The following is a 19,399-nucleotide window of genomic DNA, read 5'->3' as shown; positions in this document are numbered from 1 at the left end:
GAAAGTAGGCGCTATAGGCCGTATTTGCTGATGAGGTAGATGAGGGCCGCCATACTGGCCCCACCCAGCTCCAACTCCCGGCGGTTCACTTTATCGAAGGTATCGGCGGCGGTATGGTGAATATCGAAGTAGCGCTGCGAGTCGCAGTGGTAGCCGATTAGGGCTTTCACCTGCTCTTTCAGCGGCTCGATATCCGTGCCAGAATGGCCGGCCACGAACTCACCGCTGCCGTAGGGCCGAAACAGGGGCTGCCAAGCCTGTACCTTGCGTACCGTGGCGGGCTCCGCCTCAATGGAGAAGCCTCGGGGCGTGAAGCCTCCCCCATCCGACTCCATGGCCGCCAGGTGTTTTTCGCCGGCGGCTTTGGCCAGCTCAGCGTATTTAGTACCGCCCCGTACGCCGTTTTCTTCATTCATAAACAATACTGCCCGCACTGTGCGCTCGGGGCGCAGGCCGGTGGCCTTCAGCAGCCGCAGCACTTCCATGCTCTGGGTGCAGCCGGTGCCATCGTCGTGGGCACCCTGGCCCAGGTCCCAGGAGTCGAGGTGGCCGCCGACGCTGATGATTTCCTCCGGGTATTTGGAGCCTTTGATTTCGCCAACGACGTTGTAGCTCTTGGTTTCGGGCAGTTGCTGGCAGCTCATTTCCAGCTCTACTGTCAGGCTAGGGTCGGCTTTCAGCAGCTGGCTCAGCTCGTCGGCTCCGTTGGTGCTGAGGGCGGCGGCGGGCACTTTCGTCACGTTGTCCTCATAGCGCATGGTGCCGGTATGCGGAAAGTCATCGTGGGCGAGGGAAAGGCTGCGCACCAGCGCCCCCACCGCTCCCCGCTTGGCGGCTTCGGCGGCACCGCTGCGGCGCTGGTCACCGGCCTCACCGTAAGCCCGGCCGGTTTCCACGTACAGCGGATTCATAGGGCGGTTGAAGAACACAATTTTGCCCTTTACTTTATCGGCGGGCAGGGCGGCCAGTTCCTTGAGGCTTTGCACCTCAATCACCTGCGCTTTCAGCTTGCCGTTGGTGCCTACCGAGCCACCCAGCGCGCACACGTTCAGGTTCAGCCCTTTGCCTTTCGAGCCTTTCACCTGAGCCTTTTCCTTGGCTCCGCGTACCCAGTGCGGCACCATTACTTCCTGCAGGTACACCCGGTCGAGGCCTATTTTCTCCATTACCACTTTGCCCCATTGCACGGCCTGCTCGGCCTGGGCTGAGCCACTGAGGCGGCCGCCAATCTGGCCGGTGAGGTAGCGCAGGTTTTCGTAGCTCTGCCCGTGGGCTAAAGCTTCGTCATACAGCTTTCGGATGGCAATGGAATCGGCAGTGGTTTGGGCCGTGGCGGCCAGCGGCGCGGCGGCGAACAGCATGGCGGCCAGCCCCAATGTGAGGCGCAGGGAGAAATGACGCATAGAAAAGAAGGGAGTGAACAGGCGCAAAAGTGACCAATAGAAGTCAAAACCGCACCGGAGTTGCAGGAAACCGCAGCGAAAAGCGAAGTCGCGCTTACCGGCTGGTGGCCCCGTAGCGCCGGGCGGTGGCGGTAGCCGCCTGGGTAGAGTCGCGCGGCAGAGTTACTTCCAGCAGGTAATCATACTCATTATCAACCACTACAGGCACCGGGCGAGGAGCCCCGAAGGCTTCTACAGTTTCCAGAATGGTATTGGAGTGACCCACCACCAGCACCGTGCGCCCCCGGTACTCGCGCCGGATCAGGGCCACTAGGTCGGGTAGCTTTTTGGCATCGTAGGGCTGAATGGTCAGCTTGCGCGTATCGGCCAAGGGCTGGGCGGTACTGCGGGTGCGCAATGTTGCGGTGCTGAAAATGCCACTAAGCATGGAGTTGCGCCGGAGTGTGTCGCGCAGCGCCAGGGCCCGCTGCTGGCCGGCAGCGGTAAGCGGCGGGTCGGGCAGGCCGGGAGTCAGTTCCTTCTCGGCGTGGCGCACGATGTAGATGTGCGTGTCTAGGCCCCGGGCGAAATGCGCCTGCAATGCTTTGTTGCTGCAGTTGCTGCCCATCAGCAACCCTAGCAGGGCGAGTAGCCAGAACGCAGGTTTTCCGGGAAATTTCATGGCACAGAAGTAACGGAGTAGTGAATGCCCAAAACAAGGCAGAATCCCGGCGGCCTGCAACTACACTCCCAACCGAAGGCTCCTGCACCTGTGAGACAAGGCACACTCGGCACAAAACTTATTGCACTGATTTTCACGCTGGATTATAAATCTAACTTTAAAATGCCATAATTTTGCACAGACAGACTATCCGGCAAATGCAGTGGGTACTTATCGGAGAGTCTCTCCCTACTGCTTCTATTCCTGCTTTACACCTGTTTATGTTGAAAAAACTTACTTTCCTTACTGCCGCTATCCTCAGCAGTGCTGTGGGCGCAAGGGCCCAAACCGTCAACAACGTGACGGAAGTGGTGACCAGCTTTGGTGGTTTCTGGCAGAGCTCCGTAACGGCCAAAAGCCCGACCAAGCCCAACAACTCGCACGATTTGCTGGCCTTTTCGCTGAATGGGGTCCGGTATTCCACCGGGGTTGATGATGCCCTGCTCCGCACGCAAAACCTGGTGTTTACGGCCAGTGAGTTCAAAGCGCTGCCCGTACTGGCGCTCAGTGGCAACGTGGGCGGCAACACCAAAGTAGGCCTGGGGGAGCTGTATGATAACGTGGCAAACGGTGCCAGCTCGCCACCCCCGGCCAACGACATTCCGTTCTATCTGCGCGACGGGCGCAATGGCCTCAACCTGGGAACCGGGGCCGCCAACGTACCCAGCGGCACCCTCGATTTTACAATTTCTGATGTAGTGGCTAGCTCCCTGGGTGATGGCACGCCGGATATTCTGGTGACGCAGATTGCCGACCCGGCCGGCTCTCAGGACCAGTACCAGTTTCTGGATGCCAACAATCAGGTAATTGGTAATACGGTGACGGTGACGTTCACGAACATTAGCCCGGTAGGCAGCTGGACGGCTGACTTTTACGAGGCGTCACAGCGGCCGATGTCCCTGACGGCCGGTTTTAGGCAGACGGACCGGGATTTGCGGCTGTGGGCGGCTGATTTGAGCGCCTTCGGAATTACCAGCAGCAACGTGGCCAACATCCGGAAATTCCGGGTGCTGCTGAGCGGCAACAGTGACCTGGCCTTTGTGGCGTACAACACCCGGACGGCTACTTTCTTCAACCCGCCGCTGCCCGTGACGCTGACTTCCTTCACGGGCCGGGCCACGGCCACCGGCACGGAGCTGACCTGGAATACGGCGCAGGAGGTTAACTCCGCTGCTTTTGAGGTGGAAGCCAGCCAGGACGGGCAGACGTTCCGACAGATAGGCCAAGTGGCAGCGGCCGGGTCATCCACCCTGCCCCGACACTACTCCTACCGGCATGCCACCACCTATGCCGGCACCCGCTACTACCGCCTGCGGCAGGTGGACCAGGACGGGACCAGTTCGTATACCTCCGTTCTGACACTCCGGGCGGGCGCTGACCAGAGCCGGAACATCAGCGTAACAACTGCCCCGAACCCGTTCCGGGAAAAGCTGCAGTTGGTGCTTAGCAGCCTGGGCACAGCTCCCACGCAAGCCAGCGTACAGCTTACCAACCTGACGGGCCGGGTGGTGTACACGCACGATTTCAGCCAGGAGCTGGGTCAGTCGGCGGTGCTGGAGCTGACCGATTTGTCGGCTCTGCCCGCTGGTCTGTACCTGGCCAACGTGGTAGTGAATGGGCAACTGACCGTATTGAAAGTGATAAAAGAATAACCAGCCGGTCCATTTCCGGTTAGCAACCAGAAAGGCCTTCCCTGTCCGGGAAGGCCTTTCTGGTTGAATTGCAGTTATCTTGACGGTAGTATGGCCCCAACTTCCCCCGTAATTGAAGTCCGAAATCTTACCCGCAGCTACGGGGCACAGCCTGTGGTGCAGGACGTTTCCTTTGCGCTGCAAGCCGGGGAAACGCTGGTATTGCTGGGCCCCAGCGGGTGCGGCAAAACTACGCTGCTCCGCATGCTGAACCGCCTGGTGGAACCCGATACCGGCACCGTACATGTGAACGGGCAGGATGTACGCCAGCTCCCGCCGGAACAGCTGCGGCGAAGAATTGGCTATGTGATTCAGCAGGTGGGCCTACTGCCCCACTATACCGTAGCCGAAAACGTAGCCATTGTGCCGCGCTTACTGAAAGCGGATGAAGCTCAGATTACCCGCCGCACTGAGGAGTTGCTCACCCGCCTGCACCTGCCGCCCGCGCGCTTTGCGGGGCAGTATCCGCACCAGTTGTCGGGGGGGCAGCAGCAGCGCGTGGGACTGGCCCGCGCCCTGGCCGCCGACCCACCCATTATCCTGCTCGATGAGCCCTTCGGGGCTCTTGACCCAATTACGCGCAGCAGCATCCGCCGGGAGTTCCGGGAGCTGCCCGAGCTGCGGCAGAAAACTATGGTGCTGGTTACACACGATGTACAGGAGGCTTTCGAGCTGGCCGATAGAATTCTGCTGCTCAACCACGGGCAGCCGCAGCAGCTGGGCACCCCGCGGGAGTTGCTGTTTCACCCAGCCAACAGCTTTGTGCGGGAGTTCTTTGCCGCCGACTACCTCAGCCTGCAGCTACGCGTTTTACGCCTACATGACGTACTGTCACACCAGGCATCAGGCATAGAAAAACATTCTTTAAATAGCTTAAAATCAGATAGTAATATTATACCACATACAGTATCAATTCAGGATGCATTGCAGTATTTCAGCTCTATTTCAGCTTCATCCGGCACGCCCTCAACCCCATCAATAATATGGGTACAGGGGCTGGACTCAGCTAACCCGGATAGGCTGGTTCCGCTCACCTACCCGGCTCTGATGGGAGCCTTTGCCCAGACCGTTCAGCAGCTCCAGACCGTATGAAGATCCTGACCGAACTGCTGGCTTTCTGGCAGCTGCAGGCCGATAAGATCGGGCAGCAAACCCTGCAGCACATTGGGCTCACGGCCGCTTCCCTGGTACTGGGTATACTGGTGGGCGTGCCGCTGGGCCTGCTCCTGACGAGGCGGCCACGGCTGGCACCGTGGGTACTGGGCCTAGCCGGCGTGCTGCAAACGATTCCCAGCATTGCTCTGCTCGGCTTCCTGATTCCGGCTATGGGCATCGGGCCGGTACCGGCAATTCTGGCGCTGTTCCTGTACTCATTGCTGCCCATTGTGCGCAATACGCTGGAAGGAGTGCGCGGTGTGGATGCGGCCGTGGTGGATGCGGCCCGGGGCCTGGGCCTTACCGATACCCAGATTCTGCTGCAGGTAGAGCTTCCACTGGCTTTTCCGGTACTGCTGGCCGGCATCCGGACGGCGGCCGTTATCAACGTGGGCGTGGCAACGCTGGCGGCCTACATTGCGGCGGGCGGGCTTGGCGAGTTTATTTTTGGAGGTATTGCCCTGAATAATCCCGCCATGATTCTGGCCGGCGCTATTCCAGCGGCGTTGCTGGCTTTGGGGTTTGATGCGGTGCTGGCCGGGGCGCAGCGCCTGTCGGGCCGGCGGCTGGTGTGGGCGGGCCGGGCTCTGCTGGTGGGCCTGCCCCTAGTGGCAGGCCTGTACCTGCTGCCCCGGGCTGCAACTAAGCTGCTGGCCGGGTTCAGCCCGGAGTTTGTGGGCCGCTCTGATGGGCTGCCGGGTCTGCAGAAACTGTATGGCCTGCGCCCCGTCTCCGTGGTACTGGCTCCGGCGCTGGTGTACGAGGCCGCCCGCCATGGCAACGTGGATATTATTGACGGGTACTCTACTGATGGCCGCATCCGGGCCTATAATTTACTGACCCTGCGCGACGACCGACACGCATTTCCGCCCTATCAGGCGGTACCGGTGGTACGACGGCAGGTGTTGCAGCAGCACCCGGAGCTGGCCGCGGCCCTCAACCGGCTGGCCGGGCAGCTCTCGGATTCGGTGATGACGGACCTGAACTACCGCGTCGATTACCTGCATGAGTCGCCTCGCGCGGTGGCCCACCGGTTTTTGCGGGAGCGGGGCCTTTGGCAGGAAGCGCAGCCGGTTCGGGGCGCTACTATCCGGCTGGGCTCCAAAATTTTCGCCGAGCAGTATATCCTCACGGAGCTATACTCCGCCCTGATTCGGGGGTACACCAACCTGGGTGTGGAAGCCAAGACCGGGCTGGGCGGCACGACCATCTGCGCGGAAGCCCTGCGCACCGGGGCCATTGATATGTACCCGGAGTATACCGGCACCGGCCTGCTGGTGGTTATCCAGCCGTCAAATGCAACCCTTGATTCGCTGGGCTCCGACCCGGCCACGGTGCTCCGGTACGTACGGAAACAGTACCAGCAACGCTACCAGCTGGAGTGGCTGGCGCCGCTAGGCTTCAACAATACCTATGCCCTGCTCATGCGCCGCCAGCAGGCCCGGCAGCTCGGTATCAGCTCTATTTCGGAGCTGAGTCGGTTTCTGCAGTAGCAAAGCGGGCGCGCATCAGGCAGCAGATGCGGGAATCAAACGGCGGTACAGCTGCACCAGTCGGGCCTGCGAAACGCCGAGCCAGTACAGCAACGCCAGCAGCGTAAATGTGGCCTGCAACCGGTACACGCCAACTGCCAGATACTTGCGGGCGGAGGTAGTCACGGACTGCGGCAGCACCCGGAACCGGCCGTAACGCCGCAGCCGGTGCACAATCTCTTGGTCCTCCATCAGTTGCAGATCCGGCCGAAACCCACCCGCCTGCTCAAACACCGTGCGCTGTACAAACAGGCTTTGGTCGCCGAAGCGGAGGGCATTCACATCAAAGCGGGTAAACCAGGCACTCAGCCGCAGAAACCAGTGCGGCTGGTTGAACCGCAGCCGGAAACACCCACTGCCCACCCCCGCCGCCACGGCTGCCCGGATCAGCGCCGGAAAGCCCCGGGGCGGATACGTATCGGCGTGCAGGAAATAGAGGATACGTCCGGTAGCCGCTGCCGCCCCGGCGTTGAGCTGCCCGGCCCGGCCGCGCTGCGGGCACAGCACCACCCGCGCACCGCCCGCTTGGGCCACGACAGCTGTACCATCGGGGCTGCCGGCATCAGCTACCAGAATTTCCACCCCGGTATCGGACTCTGCCTGCAGGTACGCCAGCAGCGCGGGCAAGCCCTCCGCCTCATTGTAAGTGGGCAGGATGATGCTGATAGAAAGCGGCGAAGCAAATAACACGCACAGAGTTCAGTTGGGGCACAAAGTAAGCGCAGTTGCCCGATACCCGTTGAAACTGCATAGGCTTCATTCGTCCTTCACGGCAAGGCTGCGTATGTTGCAGCATCACCACGCCATTTCCCTCCCGTTATGCACGTTCTCATTGTTGAAGACGAAAAAAGCCTGCACCAGGAAGTTCGCCAGTTTCTGCTTCAATCCCAGTACCTCGTCGACTCAGCCTATACCTACGCCGAAGCTTCTGAGAAAATATTCGTGAACAGCTACGACTTCGTGCTGCTGGACCTGGGCCTGCCCGGCGGCGACGGGCTGGACTTACTGCGCGAAGCCCGCCGCAACGACCGGCAGGAGGCATCCTTTATCATCCTCACGGCCCGGGGCGCCATTGATGACCGGGTGAAAGGCCTCGACCTGGGGGCCGATGACTATCTGCCCAAGCCCTTCTCCCTGATGGAGCTGCAGAGCCGCATGCAGGCTATTACGCGCCGCAAATTCGGGCTGAAGCGCCAGGAGCTGAACTTTGGCAACGGGTTTCAGCTGGATGCCACCGGCCGCACCATCCGCTACAACGACCAGGATGTTTCGCTGACCAAAAAGGAGTTTGACCTGCTGCATTACCTGCTGCTGCACAAAAACCGGGTGCTTACGCGTCTGCAACTGGGGGAACACCTCTGGGGCAATGTGCTGGAAGACGACTCCGACTCCAACTACATTGACGTGCACATCAAGAACATCCGGAAGAAGCTGGGCCAGTTCGCCCCCACCGATTTTCTGGAAACGGTGCGTGGCATTGGGTACCGCGTGGCGGATAGCAATTGAAAATTGTGAATTCACAATTAAAAAATAACCTGTTAGGCTGCACTTTGCCTTGTAGCACATTTTCAGAAGCCGCCGTCGGCAGGGTAATTTTTAATTCATAATTCTTAATTTTTAATTCAATGTCATGCGCTTAGAAGCTAAGCTGGCCCTGTTCAATGCGCTATCCAAGCTGCTGCTGGTGCTGCTGGGTGCCGTGGTGATTCCGCCCATTGTGAGCCGGGTGGCCGTAGCGCACACCGACCAGCGTCTGCACGAAAAGCGGGAAGAAGTGCTGCAGCTGATTCAGCGCGACGGTATTTCGGCGTTTGTGCAGGGCGAGGAATACGCCGACTACAACATTCTCAAGCAGGAATACATTACCCTCACTCCCCTGCCGCCCACCCCCGATGGCAGCCATGCCCCGCATCCGCCCCGCATTTTCGACGAGCCCCGGCAGGTTGATAATCAGATTGAGGATTTCCGGATTATGAGCCAGCAGTTTGCCACCAACGGCCGCAACTACCGGCTGGAAATTGGCTCCTCCCTGGCCACGGTGGAGCTGCTCACGGACACGCTGCGCCGCATGGCCCTGTGGGTGCTGGTAATTGGGGCGTTGCTCACCATTGCCACCGATGCCGCGTTTGCGCATTACCTGCTGCGGCCGTTGCAGCACCTCATTACCAGCAAGCTGCAGGGCGTGCATCACCCCTCAGGCTTTTCGTATGAGCCCCTGGAAACCACTACCACCGACTTTCGCCGGCTCGATGACAGCCTGAACGAAACCATGCGCCGGGTACAAACGGCCTTTGAGAAAGAGCGGGAGTTTATGTCCAACGTGTCGCACGAGCTGCTGACGCCGGTGAGCATTCTGCAGTCGAGGTTTGAGAATATGCTCCAGGACCCGGAGCTGGGCCACGCGCACTCCCTGAAAATCGTGGAGTCGCAGAAAACCCTGTACCGCCTGCGCAACACGGTAAAAACCCTGCTGCTGATTGCCAACATCGAAAATGAGCAGTACCTGCGCGACGAAGCGGTATCACTGGCGGCGGTACTGGCCGATGTAACCAATGAGCTGGATGACCGGCTGGCCCAGCGCGACATTAAGCTGCTGGAAGACCTGCAACCCGATTTCGTGGTGCGCCAGGCCAACCGTACGCTGCTGTTTACGCTGCTGTTCAACCTGATCAGCAATGCCATCAAATACAACCGGTGGGGCGGCAGCATTACGGTGCAGGGCCGCCCCGAGGCCGACGGCTACCGGCTGTCGGTGACGGATACCGGGCCGGGCATTGCGCCCCAGCACCTGCCCCACCTCTTCGACCGGTTTCGGCGGTTTCAGGCGGGCGCTTCGGCTCCGGAAGGTTATGGGCTGGGGCTGCCCATTGCCAAAACTATTGCCGGATTTCACAACGCTCCACTCACCGTACAATCAACCGAAGGCAAAGGAACTACCTTTTCCTTGTTGTTTTCGTGAGGTTTTTCGGGATAGTACCAGGGCAGCCATGTATCCGGATATAGGGAGCTGCGTACACAGCCAGTATATAGTTCACCCATCCCCTCAGCATCATGAAAAAGCTTCTGATTTTAGCAGCCCTGGCCGTTACGGCCTCCTCAGTACAGGCCCAGGCAGTCCAGCAGAAAACGACAGCCACCACCACAAAATCAACCCCGACCGGCACTACCCGCACCACCGTAAAAACTCATGATGTGGCCACGCCCAGCGGCAACTACCACGCCACCGACAAATCCCACACGGTAACCACGTCGGCACCGGCTACTACGCGCAAAACGGCCGTGGCTAAGCGCAGTGCGGCGCACCGCACTCATACTACCACCACGCAGCGCTAGGTTCACGTAGCCTTCATTCGGGGCAGGGTAGTTTTGGGCACTTGCCTGTTTTTCCCACCCCATCATGAAGAAACTTCTGCTACTGGTTGTGGTTTTACTGGGGTTGTTGTGGCTGATTAGCCTGCTACTGCCCCCGGCGCTTCCTACCGCGCCGCACCTGGCCGCCGTGCCGGTGGTTCGCAAGCCGGGCCATGTGCCCCTTGCCCACCCGAAGCGGGTAACTTCGCCCGCCGGTACCATCAGCAAATAAGTCCTCGGAGCAAGCAACTACGTTGCAGCTCCGAGGACTTCCTGTTTCAGATCAAAAATGGTCTATCCCAACCCCTCAGCCGACTCGCCGGCAGCCGGTTCAGCGCTGCCCAGGCTGGGGGCAGGTACCTGCTGTCCGGCAGGTGTGGGACTGAGTTGCCAGCTGGCATTCATCTCGCGCAGACCGTATAATGCCGTCAGATCGAACTGGCAGGGCACAATGGATATGTAGTTGTTGGCCAGTGCGTATTCGTCGGTATCCTGGCCGTGGTCTTCGTTCACAAAAGAGCCAATCAGCCAGTAGTACGGGCGGTTGTGCGGATCATGGCGCAGGTCGAACTCCTCCTGCCACTTGGCGCGCGCCTGCCGGCACAGGCGGGCGCCGGCAATGGGCTCCGCCGATTTTTTGGGGATATTGACGTTCAGGGCAGTTCCCTGCGGAATACCGTGCTCCAGCGCCTGCCGAGTGAGGTGCTCAATCCATTCCTCGGTGTGCGAGAAGTCGGCATTATGGCCATAATCGCACAGGGAGAAGCCGATGGCCGGCAATCCTTCCACCGCCGCCTCAATAGCCGCCGACATAGTGCCGGAGTACAGCACGTTCACGGCTGAGTTGGAGCCGTGGTTGATACCGGACACCACCAGATCGGGCCGTCGGTCCTTGAGCACGTGGTGCTTAGCCAGTTTCACGCAGTCGGCGGGCGTACCGCTGCACTCGTAGGCCTCCACGCCCTCAAAGATGCGGCTAGCATCTAGGCGCAGCGGATGGCCGATGGTTATGGCGTGACCCATGCCCGACTGCGGCGAATTGGGGGCTACCACCACTACCTCGCCAATACGGCGCATCACGCGCACCAGGGTGGCAATACCGGGTGCCGTAATGCCGTCGTCGTTGGAAATCAGAATCAGGGGCTTGCGAAGTTCAGCAGACACGGGCAGCAGGAAAATGAAAGAGTAATGGAAAAAAACAGGGCGAAGGTAAGCCGGCAGGTCTGGAATCAGCCACTGCCCTGCCTCACGTATCCAAACGCCAACAGCCGGGCCCGGGTTTTCAACATCTGGTAGGCGGCCTGCGTATAGCCGGGCTATGCTGTTTCGTGAATTGCCCGCTGCCGTCTCCGTGATGGCCCTGCTCCTGTCCGGCCTTACGGGCTGCGACTCGCCCACCACTACCCGAACCGCCACCGACCCCGGTACCCCGCCCTTCACGGCCGCCAATGGGGAGTCGCCGGCCACGCCTGGCTCGGTGGCCGTGGCCAAAGGCGCGGCTGCTCCCACCGAAACCGGTGCCCCTCTCCCCGACTCACTGCACCTCATCAGCCCCGGACGAGCCGGCCGACTACGACTGGGCATGACAGAGAAGCGCCTGAAAAACGTAGTTTCCGCCGACCTGCTCACCCCCACTACCTATCAGGACCGGGACGGCCGCCGCCTGCCTGCCTACGAGCTGCGCGATGCGCAGCACCCCGAAGCTCCGGCCACCATCCTGCACCTCATCGGCGACTCGGCCGGCGGGTTTCGGGTGCGCCGCATCCGGATTTATTCGTCGCAGTACCGTACGGCCGAGGGTATTGGCGTGGGTTCACCATTCGGAGCAGCCCGTCAGAACCTGGGCCTCACGCGCATTCGCAACACCCCAGCAGGGCTGGCGGCGGTGTCGGGCGAGGTGCAGCTGGCCTGGGTTATCGACCCCAACTCCCTACCCAACAAGCCCCCGGAGCAGATCCAATCCAGCGAGATTCCGCCGGCAGCGCGCATTACCGGGGTACTGCTGTATAAGTAAGCTGTTGCGCGGCTTTGATTGTACTCCGCCGCAAAAAGTGTACTTTGGCAGACTCAGCTGTATTCCGATACATGCGTATTGTTGCACCAAACCGTTTCCGGCCCCTCCCCCTGCCCGCCTATGGCTCTGTTTGCAAACCGCTACCGCACCCATGATCTGGGGCTTCTGTTGCTCCGCGTGGGCATTGGCGTAATGTTTACCCTGCATGGCTACCCTAAACTGACTGGCGGTATGGAAGCCTGGACCCAGGTGGGCGGCACAATGAAACTGATTGGCTTGGACTTCGCACCAGCTTTCTGGGGCTTTCTGGCAGCGGCGGCCGAAGCGGTAGGCGGCCAGTTAGTGGCCATCGGGCTATTCTTCCGGGTAGCCTGCGTGTTTCTGCTGGGCACCATGCTGATGGCTACCATTATGCATCTGAGTAGCGGCGACGACTTCAACGCCTACTCTCACGCGCTGGAATCAGCCATTTTGTTTCTGAGCTTGGCCTTTATTGGTCCCGGGCGCTACAGCGTGGACCAACTACTGTTCCCGGCTCCGCGGCGCTTGTACTAACTACCTCTTTTAGATTCTACTACTTATTTGCAGCTCCTGATATGCTCGGTGGGTGGATTTGTTGCCTTCCTCGTTACTCGCTTAGTATGGATCCTCAATTTCCCCAAAAAGCCTAAAAATTAACCACATAGCCTCTCTCACGCTGTTCATATGTGAGAAGTGGGTACTACGCCTTTATTCCGACATTGTAAAAGTCATTCTGCATCCTATGCGGAATGACTTTTCTTTTCGTGCGCCACCTTTGAGGGCAAATTGCGTCCTTATGGCCCTACTAACCCGCGTATATGCTCCCAGTTTTCCTCTCCGCCCTGCTGCTGACCACCGCCACCGCTTCCGCTTCCCCCGACTGGCGCACGCCCTTTGAGAAAGGCAACGGCAATACTACCACCACCCACGCCGAGTGCATCAGCTACTACCAGCAGCTGGATGCGGCCTACCCCGAAATTCAGCTCCGGGAAGTGGGCCAGACCGATAGTGGCCGGCCACTGCACGAGGTAGTAGTATCCCTGGACGGGGATTTTGAGCCGACCTCGCTGCGGGCCAAGGGCAGGCGTATTGTGTTCATTCAGAACGGTATTCATCCCGGCGAGCCGGAGGGTATTGACGCCAGTATGATGCTGGCCCGCGACTACGTGCAGAAAAAAGACCTGCGCCGGCAGCTCAGCGACGTGGTGCTGGTGTTCATTCCGATATACAATGTGGATGGCTCGCTTAACCGCAACTCCACCACCCGCACCAACCAGAACGGGCCGGAAAGCTATGGCTTCCGGGGCAACGCCCGCAACCTCGACCTGAACCGGGACTACATCAAGCAGGACTCGCGCAATGCCCGCACGTTTGCTCAGCTGTTCCAGCGCTGGCAGCCCGATGTGTACGTGGACACCCACACCTCCAACGGAGCCGACTACCAGTACACTATGACGCTCATTGCTACTCAAAAGAACAAGCTGCACCCGGCCCTGAGCGAGTATATGCAGCAGCGGCTGCTCCCGGCCCTCTACGGTGGCATGGACAAGAAAAAGTGGTACCTCACGCCCTACGTTGATTTTGAAGGCCGCACGCCCGACGCCCGGGGCCTGGTGGGCTTCCTGGAAACCCCGCGCTATTCTACCGGCTACACCACCCTGTTCAATACCATTGGGTTTGTCACGGAAACCCACATGCTCAAAACCTACACGCCCCGGGTCCGCGCCACGTATGATTTTCTGGAGTTGCTTATCCGCCAGGTGCACCAGGATGGCCCCGCTATTGCGCAGGCGCGCACGGCGGCGGCGGCCCAAACCCAGGCGCAGCAACAGTTTGCATTGGGCTGGAAGCTGGACACCACCCAGGCCGAGCAGTTAACCTTCCGGGGCTATGCCGGCAAGCTGAAACCCAGTGAGGTGAGCGGCCTGCCCCGCCTGTACTACGACCGGCAGGCCCCCTACACCAAGTCCATTCCGTATTACAACACCTTCCGGGCCACTACCACGGTTCAGCGGCCCCGTGCCTACGTGCTGCCCCAGGCCTGGGGCGAGGTAGTGGAACGCCTGCGCCTTTCCGGCGTACAGATGCGGCAGCTGTCGGCTGATACGGTTATCAACGGCGAAACCTATTACATCCAGGATTACAAAACCGGTCCGCGCCCCTACGAGGGTCACTACCTGCACACGCAGGTGCAGGTACGAACCGTGCAACAGCCCCGCTCCTTCCTGCGCGGCGACTACATCATTACCCTGAATCAGCCGGCGGCCCGCTACCTCATTGAAACGCTGGAGCCGCAGGCTACCGACTCCTTCTTTGCCTGGGGCTTCTTCGACAGCATCCTGCAGCAGAAGGAATATTTCTCCGATTATGTTTTTGAAGATGTAGCCGCCGACCTGTTGCGTCGCCGGCCCGAGCTGCGTGCTCAGCTGGAAGAAAAGAAAAAGCAGGACCCCGCCTTCGCCGCCAGCGCCGCCGCCCAGCTAGACTGGGTCTACCGCCAATCTGACCACTACGAAACCAGCCACCTGCGCTACCCCGTACTGCGGGTGTTATAAAATTGATCTGACTACCCGAAAAGCCCTTCATTCCCCGGCCCGGAATGAAGGGCTTTTCAGGTTTGCGGCCTACTGCTTGCCGGCGTTCAGAGAGTTGGCATAGTTGACGATGTAGGCCAGCTCGCGGGCGTCGGTGAAGCTGAGCTTATTGTCTTTGGCGTACTGCTCGATACGGCGCGAAGTATCCCGAAAATAGGCCAGCAGGTCCTTTTTAGGATTGCGAAGCGCAACTACGCTGCCGCCGGGCAGACCCAGAAAAAAGGAGTCTTTTACATCGGTGTAATAGCCCACAGTGCGGCCGGGCATGCCGTAGCCGTAGCCACCGTACCCGTAGGGCCCCGCGCTGGAGGTTACGGGGCGTTGCACCAGCCCCTCACGCCGCAGCAGAATAATAGGCCCGCTGCTTAGCTGCTCAAAAAAGCCCGGCGCCCGGAAGTCACTGTAGTCATTGCCACGGTTCCAGCGGTAGGTGCGGAATACGCGCACCAGGGCCGTATCGGGCCGCTCCCGACGGCGGGGTACGGGCAGGGTATACAGCGGGTTACCGTAGTAGTAGCCCTGCCGCATGGCGTAGAAGTCGTCGTAGTAAAACCGCTCCCGACTCTGGTCGTACCGCTCACCCTGCACCGCGAAGCTCTGCACGTTCACGGCGGGCAGGGTGCGCACGGTATTATCGGGCAGGCTCATGGTAAGGGTTTCCTCGGTGCGGTGCAGCATTACGGGGCCGGTAAGCGTATCACCGGTGCTCAGCAGCACGGTGGCCCGGTTGAACTGCTGGGTGAAACCCTCTCCTCCACGCTGAGCGAAGCTGGAGAAAGAGCAGACAAACAAGAGGACGAACAACGGAAGCGTTGGCCGGTATAGCGGGTGGCAGGTCATGGCAGAACCAGGAAGGACAGAACACCAACCAGCCGTTGGGTTGGCGCAGGCAAAGTAGTCAAAAAGCCGGCTTGCTGGTCGGGCAGCATCCGGCTGCTGAACCTTCCTTTTTCCACTGCTTACGCGTTACTATGCCGTTTGCTGCTGCCCACTCGCTCTACAAGGGCCTTCACTATCATTTAGTCCGGTTTCAAAGGCGGTCCGATGAGCAGCGTATCATGTTCGGCGGCCATTTTTTTTCGGGCTTCCGGGCTTTGGTCCGGCAATTTGCTCACCGCCCGGAAATACTCCTCCATGGTGCCGGCCGGCTGGTGCATCACAATAAGACGGGCTACTCCTTCGCTCGTCTTCACAAAAGCATGCGCCATTTCACGCGGCACAAATAAGGAGTCGCCGGCCCGCAGCCGCATAGTGTCCTCACCCGCCTGAAACTTAAACTCCCCTTCCAGCACGTAAAACCATTCATCCAACTGCTTGTGAACGTGCAGTGGCGGACCTACTTTCTCAGGGCGAACCGTGTCAAATATGACGCAGGCACCACCGTTATCCTTCCCGGAAACCTTGACGGTGAAGGTGGCTTCGAGAAACTGAAAGGGCTGGCCTGTGCGGTCCTGCCCGGCCCGCACCAGCACGCTTTTTTTGGGCAAACGGGTCCCTGCTCCAATTGAAGGCAGGCTATAGGCCAGCGCTGGCGCGGCCAAAGTCAACTGCAGAAAAGAACGACGTTGCATACCAGTTGATCCTAGAGTGAACCTTAAATTAGACTTCACTAGCCTGATAGTCAATCTATTCACCCGATCATGTGGTATACTACTCCGGTACGTATTCAGCTGCGCTATTGCAAAGGAGCAACAAACAGAATGCCCGTGGCCAGCTATGACCACGGGCACTACTTGCTTGCTGTATTCTGCTGTTTTATCAGTCGTTTGGCCTTCTATGGCTGCAGCTCAAACGTCACCGTCACGTTGCGCGTGCCTAAGGCAGCAGCCAGGCCCGCTGGGTTATCAACTCGGCCCAGGCGGGTGTAGCTGTATGAGGTATGAAACGACTCGTAGAACAGCACCAGCGTGCGGGAGCCGTACAGCAGCAGGTCACCATTTTGAATCGTACCGAGGTTCGTGGCATTGGTGGGCAGCGCCTGCGCCAGGTCGTAGTACTTCTCGTTGCCGTTCAACTCGGTCATCGACACGGTCAGCGGTAGTTGGGCCTTGAAAGCCGTAGCGGTTGGATTGCTCAACAGAGTAGCCGTAAAGGTTTCGGCTCCCACCTTGATGCGGAGTTGATGGCTCATAGTGTCGGAAGTAGTCGGTACAACGTCGGCCGCCGATTTGCAAGCCCCCGCTACGCCGAAAAGCACTGACAGCTTGAATAGCCATCCGCTCACAGTCAGATACGATGCTGTGCTTAACATAGAAACCGAGTATTTCAGTGCTGTAAATCTACTTACCGCTTCTGCTGAAAACATTACAGCATTCAATGGAATGGCTATACCGTTCAAAGAACTAGGAAGGCTGGCGCATCGCCTCCAGTATTTTGTCGGGGGTGATGGGTAAGCTGCGCAAGCGTCGGCCGGTAGCGTGGAAAATGGCATTAGCCACGGCAGCCGAGGTACCCACAATAGAGACTTCGCCGATGCCTTTCACACCCATGGCGTTGATGTAGGGGTCTTTTTCATCAATGAACTCCACGGTTATGTCAGGGATGTCGGCGTTGACGGGAATGTGGTAGTCGGCGAGGCTGGCGTTGGTGTAGCGGGCAAACTGCGCGTCACGGTGCGTGCCTTCCATCAGCGCCGCCCCGATGCCCATGATGGCCCCACCCATAATCTGGGAACGGGCCGTTTTGGGGTTCAGAATGCGGCCGCCAGCAATAACGCTTACCCAGCGCTTTACCCGCACGGTGCCCAGTTCGGGGTCCACGTGCACCTCGCAGAAGTGCGCCCCGAACGAATGCATACTGTGCTGGCCCGCGTCATCTTTGCCCGCGTCATCGGATTTGGCATTCAGGGCCGCCTGAGCCGATTCGTAGCCCGCCCCGTAGCGGCCGGTGGCCATACCTTCTACATCGTCCAGGCCCGCACGCTTCATCAGGGCCGCGAAGTCCTCACCCTTGCCGGGCGACGCCTTGAGCTGCAGGCGGCCCTTTACCATTTCCACGTCGGCGGACTTCGCCCGGTAGAGCGGCGACTTGGCGTCCATCACGGCCATCTTGATAAGTTTCTGCCACACGTCCTGCGCAGCCAGGTACAGCGACGACGAGACGGTGCCGGCGGCCATGGAGCCGCCCGAGATGATGGTGGTGGGCAGCACGGTGTCGCCCAGCTCGAAGCGCACTTTATCGGGCGTAAGGCCCAGTGCGTCGGCTACTACCTGCGTCATGACGGTGTAGGTGCCGGTGCCCAGGTCGGTGGCGGCGGCCTGCGCCACCGCGTGGCCGTCGGCGTAGAGGCGCACGCGCGCGTTGCCCTGCCCGCTGTGCACGGGGTAGCTGGCCGTGGCCATGCCGTAGCCTACCAGCAGCTTGCCGTCGCGGGTCTGGCCGTTTTGGGGGTTGCGCTTGCTCCAGCCGAACAGCTCGGCTCCGCGCTGGTAGCATTGCTTCAGGCTCTTGCTGCTCCAGGGCTTACCGGTGCTCGGGTCTTTGTCGGCGTGGTTGAGCAGCCGAATCTGCAGCGGGTCCACGCCCACGCGGTAGGCCAAATCGTCCATGGCGCTTTCCAGGGCAAACGAGCCGGGCGCTTCGCCGGGCGCGCGCATGTAGGTGCTGGTCATTACGTTGGCCCGCGCCAGCTGCGAGGTAGCCTCAAACGCCGGGCACTGGTAGAGCATACCAATGATTTTGGCGTTGGTTTCGGCATAATCGTCCCAGGGTGAGGTCGTCGAGGTCTTTTCGTGCAGCAAAGCCAGCAGCTTGCCTTCCTTGGTTGCACCCAGGCGCAGAGTCTGCTCCTGGTCTTCGCGGTGGCCCATGCCGGTAAACATCTGCGGGCGGGTGAGGGCCAGCTTCACCGGCCGGCCCACGGCTTTGGCGGCCAGCACCGTAAGGGTGGTGTGGGGCCAGGTGCTGCCCTTGCAGCCGAAGCCGCCGCCGAGAAACTTGGTTACTACCCGCACCTGGTCGGCGGGCAGGCCCAGCATCACGCTCAGCGACTTCTGCATCCAGGCCATGCCCTGGGCCGTATCGTACACGGTCAGCCGGTCCGGGGCTTCCCAGTGCGCCGTGGTGGCACCCGGCTCCATGGGGTTGTGGTGGTTCAAGGCGTGGGTGTAGGTGGCCGACAGCTGAATGGGGGCGCTGGCAAACGCCGCTGCGGCCTTGCCGCGGCCCTCCCCCGAGTCCTTGCCCTGGCTGGGGTCAAATTTCTGCGCTTTGGGGTCCTGGTACGAAGCGGTAGGGGCTTCAGGCGCCACCTGCACGCGCAGCAGCGCGGCGGCGTGCTGGGCGTGCTCCAGGGTGTCGGCCACCACCACGGCCACGGGCTGGGCGGCGTAGTAGATCTGGTCGGAGGTCAGCGGCAGAAAGCCCATCTGCACACCCATACCGATGATTTTTTTGCCCTCCGGGGTGTTGGGCGACACCGCGGGCTGGGGCAGGTTCTGATGGGTAAGGATAGCCAGCACGCCCGGCACCCGCTGGGCGGCACTGGCATCGAAGCCGGTGATGCGCCCCTTGGCCACGTCGCTGGTTTTGAAGACGGCGTGTGCCAGGCCGGGCAGTTGGTTGTACTCGGCCGAATACTTGGCCTGACCCGTCACTTTGGCCCGGCCGTCGACGCGGCTGAGCGGTTGGCCCACCACACCCGCCTGCGGGTTGGTTTCGAAGAATGCCGGTTCTTTATCCATAAGAAAGAGGCGCCTGGTTAGGCAAGGGGGGGATACTGAGTAAATTGAGCAAGGCCAATGGGTCACAACGCTGGCTTGTGTGCCGCACCAAATCGTTATGCGCCGGCTACTTTCAGCAGAGCTTGCACCAGCGTATTTTGGGCCAGCTCCACCTTGAAGCGGTTATGCTCCCGGGGCTGGGCCCCGCGTAAGGCAGCGGCAGCGGCGGCCCGGAAGGTAGCCTCCGTGGCGGGCTGGCCCACCAGGGCTTTTTCGG

At 60.3% G+C, this 19,399-nt stretch carries 19 protein-coding genes; 10 read left to right on the top strand and 9 right to left on the bottom strand.

Annotated features, from left to right (window positions below; translation table 11 throughout):
• Window positions 1-11: 11 nt before the first annotated feature.
• Complete coding sequence (locus EI291_RS20500) at window positions 12-1,403, bottom strand: M28 family peptidase (RefSeq protein WP_205701642.1); 1,392 nt, start codon at window positions 1,401-1,403, stop codon at window positions 12-14.
• Between the two features lie 94 nt (window positions 1,404-1,497).
• Window positions 1,498-2,064, bottom strand: a complete 567-nt coding sequence (locus tag EI291_RS20495; protein WP_125424153.1) for a SixA phosphatase family protein — start codon at window positions 2,062-2,064, stop codon at window positions 1,498-1,500.
• Between the two features lie 260 nt (window positions 2,065-2,324).
• On the opposite strand from EI291_RS20495, the gene EI291_RS20490 reads away from it, so the two are divergent.
• From EI291_RS20490 to EI291_RS20480, 3 genes are all read left to right on the top strand, one after another.
• Complete coding sequence (locus EI291_RS20490; protein WP_170172745.1) at window positions 2,325-3,755, top strand: T9SS type A sorting domain-containing protein; 1,431 nt, start codon at window positions 2,325-2,327, stop codon at window positions 3,753-3,755.
• Between the two features lie 90 nt (window positions 3,756-3,845).
• On the top strand, window positions 3,846-4,886 hold the full coding sequence (locus EI291_RS20485) for an ABC transporter ATP-binding protein (protein WP_125424151.1): 1,041 nt from the start codon (window positions 3,846-3,848) through the stop codon (window positions 4,884-4,886).
• The gene (locus EI291_RS20480) at window positions 4,883-6,442 is read left to right on the top strand and encodes an ABC transporter permease/substrate-binding protein (RefSeq protein WP_125424150.1); all 1,560 of its coding nucleotides are present in this window, start codon (window positions 4,883-4,885) and stop codon (window positions 6,440-6,442) included. Before EI291_RS20485 ends, EI291_RS20480 begins: the two co-directional genes overlap by 4 nt.
• 15 nt (window positions 6,443-6,457) lie before the next feature.
• On the opposite strand, the gene EI291_RS20475 is transcribed toward EI291_RS20480, so the two are convergent.
• A complete protein-coding gene (locus EI291_RS20475; RefSeq protein ID WP_170172744.1) occupies window positions 6,458-7,171 on the bottom strand; it encodes a TIGR04283 family arsenosugar biosynthesis glycosyltransferase in 714 nt (237 codons plus the stop codon).
• A 129-nt stretch (window positions 7,172-7,300) separates the two neighbouring features.
• Here EI291_RS20475 and EI291_RS20470 point away from each other — a divergent pair, with 129 nt between their 5' ends.
• The 4 genes from EI291_RS20470 to EI291_RS20455 all read left to right on the top strand — a co-directional run bounded on the left by EI291_RS20470 (window position 7,301) and on the right by EI291_RS20455 (window position 10,064).
• Window positions 7,301-7,987, top strand: a complete 687-nt coding sequence (locus tag EI291_RS20470) for a response regulator transcription factor (protein WP_125424148.1) — start codon at window positions 7,301-7,303, stop codon at window positions 7,985-7,987.
• A gap of 124 nt (window positions 7,988-8,111) precedes the next feature.
• A complete protein-coding gene (locus EI291_RS20465; protein WP_125424147.1) occupies window positions 8,112-9,440 on the top strand; it encodes a sensor histidine kinase in 1,329 nt (442 codons plus the stop codon).
• Window positions 9,441-9,532: 92 nt separating this feature from the next.
• Window positions 9,533-9,814: a hypothetical protein gene (locus tag EI291_RS20460; RefSeq protein ID WP_125424146.1), complete on the top strand. Its 282-nt coding sequence runs from the start codon at window positions 9,533-9,535 to the stop codon at window positions 9,812-9,814.
• A 64-nt stretch (window positions 9,815-9,878) separates the two neighbouring features.
• The gene (locus EI291_RS20455; protein ID WP_125424145.1) at window positions 9,879-10,064 is read left to right on the top strand and encodes a hypothetical protein; all 186 of its coding nucleotides are present in this window, start codon (window positions 9,879-9,881) and stop codon (window positions 10,062-10,064) included.
• Window positions 10,065-10,126: 62 nt separating this feature from the next.
• Here the strand turns inward: EI291_RS20455 and surE are convergent, their stop codons facing one another.
• The gene (gene surE, locus EI291_RS20450; RefSeq protein ID WP_125424144.1) at window positions 10,127-10,996 is read right to left on the bottom strand and encodes a 5'/3'-nucleotidase SurE; all 870 of its coding nucleotides are present in this window, start codon (window positions 10,994-10,996) and stop codon (window positions 10,127-10,129) included.
• Window positions 10,997-11,150: 154 nt separating this feature from the next.
• Between surE and EI291_RS20445 the strand changes: the two genes are divergently transcribed.
• The 3 genes from EI291_RS20445 (at window position 11,151) to EI291_RS20435 (ending at window position 14,422) form a co-directional block, all read left to right on the top strand.
• Window positions 11,151-11,846, top strand: a complete 696-nt coding sequence (locus EI291_RS20445; protein ID WP_125424143.1) for a hypothetical protein — start codon at window positions 11,151-11,153, stop codon at window positions 11,844-11,846.
• A 120-nt stretch (window positions 11,847-11,966) separates the two neighbouring features.
• On the top strand, window positions 11,967-12,401 hold the full coding sequence (locus tag EI291_RS20440; protein WP_125424142.1) for a DoxX family protein: 435 nt from the start codon (window positions 11,967-11,969) through the stop codon (window positions 12,399-12,401).
• Window positions 12,402-12,685: 284 nt separating this feature from the next.
• Complete coding sequence (locus EI291_RS20435) at window positions 12,686-14,422, top strand: M14 family metallopeptidase (RefSeq protein WP_125424141.1); 1,737 nt, start codon at window positions 12,686-12,688, stop codon at window positions 14,420-14,422.
• 69 nt (window positions 14,423-14,491) lie between these two features.
• On the opposite strand, the gene EI291_RS20430 is transcribed toward EI291_RS20435, so the two are convergent.
• The 5 genes from EI291_RS20430 to EI291_RS20410 all read right to left on the bottom strand — a co-directional run bounded on the left by EI291_RS20430 (window position 14,492) and on the right by EI291_RS20410 (window position 19,385).
• Window positions 14,492-15,253, bottom strand: a complete 762-nt coding sequence (locus tag EI291_RS20430; RefSeq protein WP_125424140.1) for a hypothetical protein — start codon at window positions 15,251-15,253, stop codon at window positions 14,492-14,494.
• A gap of 227 nt (window positions 15,254-15,480) precedes the next feature.
• Window positions 15,481-16,008: a cupin domain-containing protein gene (locus EI291_RS20425; protein WP_170172743.1), complete on the bottom strand. Its 528-nt coding sequence runs from the start codon at window positions 16,006-16,008 to the stop codon at window positions 15,481-15,483.
• A 227-nt stretch (window positions 16,009-16,235) separates the two neighbouring features.
• A complete protein-coding gene (locus EI291_RS20420; RefSeq protein ID WP_240635621.1) occupies window positions 16,236-16,592 on the bottom strand; it encodes a cyclophilin-like fold protein in 357 nt (118 codons plus the stop codon).
• 211 nt (window positions 16,593-16,803) lie between these two features.
• Entirely contained in the window at window positions 16,804-19,143 is a 2,340-nt protein-coding gene (locus EI291_RS20415) for a xanthine dehydrogenase family protein molybdopterin-binding subunit (protein WP_125424138.1), read from the bottom strand.
• A 95-nt stretch (window positions 19,144-19,238) separates the two neighbouring features.
• Window positions 19,239-19,385 (bottom strand): hypothetical protein, encoded by a 147-nt coding sequence (locus EI291_RS20410; RefSeq protein ID WP_240635622.1) that lies wholly within the window; start codon window positions 19,383-19,385, stop codon window positions 19,239-19,241.
• Between the last annotated feature and the right edge of the window lie 14 nt (window positions 19,386-19,399).

This window comes from Hymenobacter rigui, from assembly GCF_003944715.1.
In the GTDB taxonomy this organism is placed as follows: domain Bacteria; phylum Bacteroidota; class Bacteroidia; order Cytophagales; family Hymenobacteraceae; genus Hymenobacter; species Hymenobacter rigui.
The sequence above is the reverse complement of the archived record's forward strand: the minus strand, read 5'-3'. Positions and strand labels throughout refer to the sequence as shown.

Excerpts from the sequence above, each read along its gene's own strand:
- EI291_RS20480 (WP_125424150.1), top strand. The coding sequence starts at position 4,883 with ATGAAGATCCTGACCGAACTGCTGGCTTTCTGGCAGCTGCAGGCCGAT.
- EI291_RS20465 (WP_125424147.1), top strand. The coding sequence starts at position 8,112 with ATGCGCTTAGAAGCTAAGCTGGCCCTGTTCAATGCGCTATCCAAGCTG.
- EI291_RS20445 (WP_125424143.1), top strand. The coding sequence starts at position 11,151 with ATGCTGTTTCGTGAATTGCCCGCTGCCGTCTCCGTGATGGCCCTGCTC.
- EI291_RS20435 (WP_125424141.1), top strand. The coding sequence starts at position 12,686 with ATGCTCCCAGTTTTCCTCTCCGCCCTGCTGCTGACCACCGCCACCGCT.
- EI291_RS20490 (WP_170172745.1), top strand. The coding sequence starts at position 2,325 with ATGTTGAAAAAACTTACTTTCCTTACTGCCGCTATCCTCAGCAGTGCT.
- EI291_RS20485 (WP_125424151.1), top strand. The coding sequence starts at position 3,846 with ATGGCCCCAACTTCCCCCGTAATTGAAGTCCGAAATCTTACCCGCAGC.
- EI291_RS20440 (WP_125424142.1), top strand. The coding sequence starts at position 11,967 with ATGGCTCTGTTTGCAAACCGCTACCGCACCCATGATCTGGGGCTTCTG.
- EI291_RS20420 (WP_240635621.1), bottom strand. The coding sequence starts at position 16,592 with ATGAGCCATCAACTCCGCATCAAGGTGGGAGCCGAAACCTTTACGGCT.
- EI291_RS20455 (WP_125424145.1), top strand. The coding sequence starts at position 9,879 with ATGAAGAAACTTCTGCTACTGGTTGTGGTTTTACTGGGGTTGTTGTGG.
- EI291_RS20500 (WP_205701642.1), bottom strand. The coding sequence starts at position 1,403 with ATGCGTCATTTCTCCCTGCGCCTCACATTGGGGCTGGCCGCCATGCTG.
- EI291_RS20495 (WP_125424153.1), bottom strand. The coding sequence starts at position 2,064 with ATGAAATTTCCCGGAAAACCTGCGTTCTGGCTACTCGCCCTGCTAGGG.
- EI291_RS20460 (WP_125424146.1), top strand. The coding sequence starts at position 9,533 with ATGAAAAAGCTTCTGATTTTAGCAGCCCTGGCCGTTACGGCCTCCTCA.
- EI291_RS20415 (WP_125424138.1), bottom strand. The coding sequence starts at position 19,143 with ATGGATAAAGAACCGGCATTCTTCGAAACCAACCCGCAGGCGGGTGTG.
- EI291_RS20470 (WP_125424148.1), top strand. The coding sequence starts at position 7,301 with ATGCACGTTCTCATTGTTGAAGACGAAAAAAGCCTGCACCAGGAAGTT.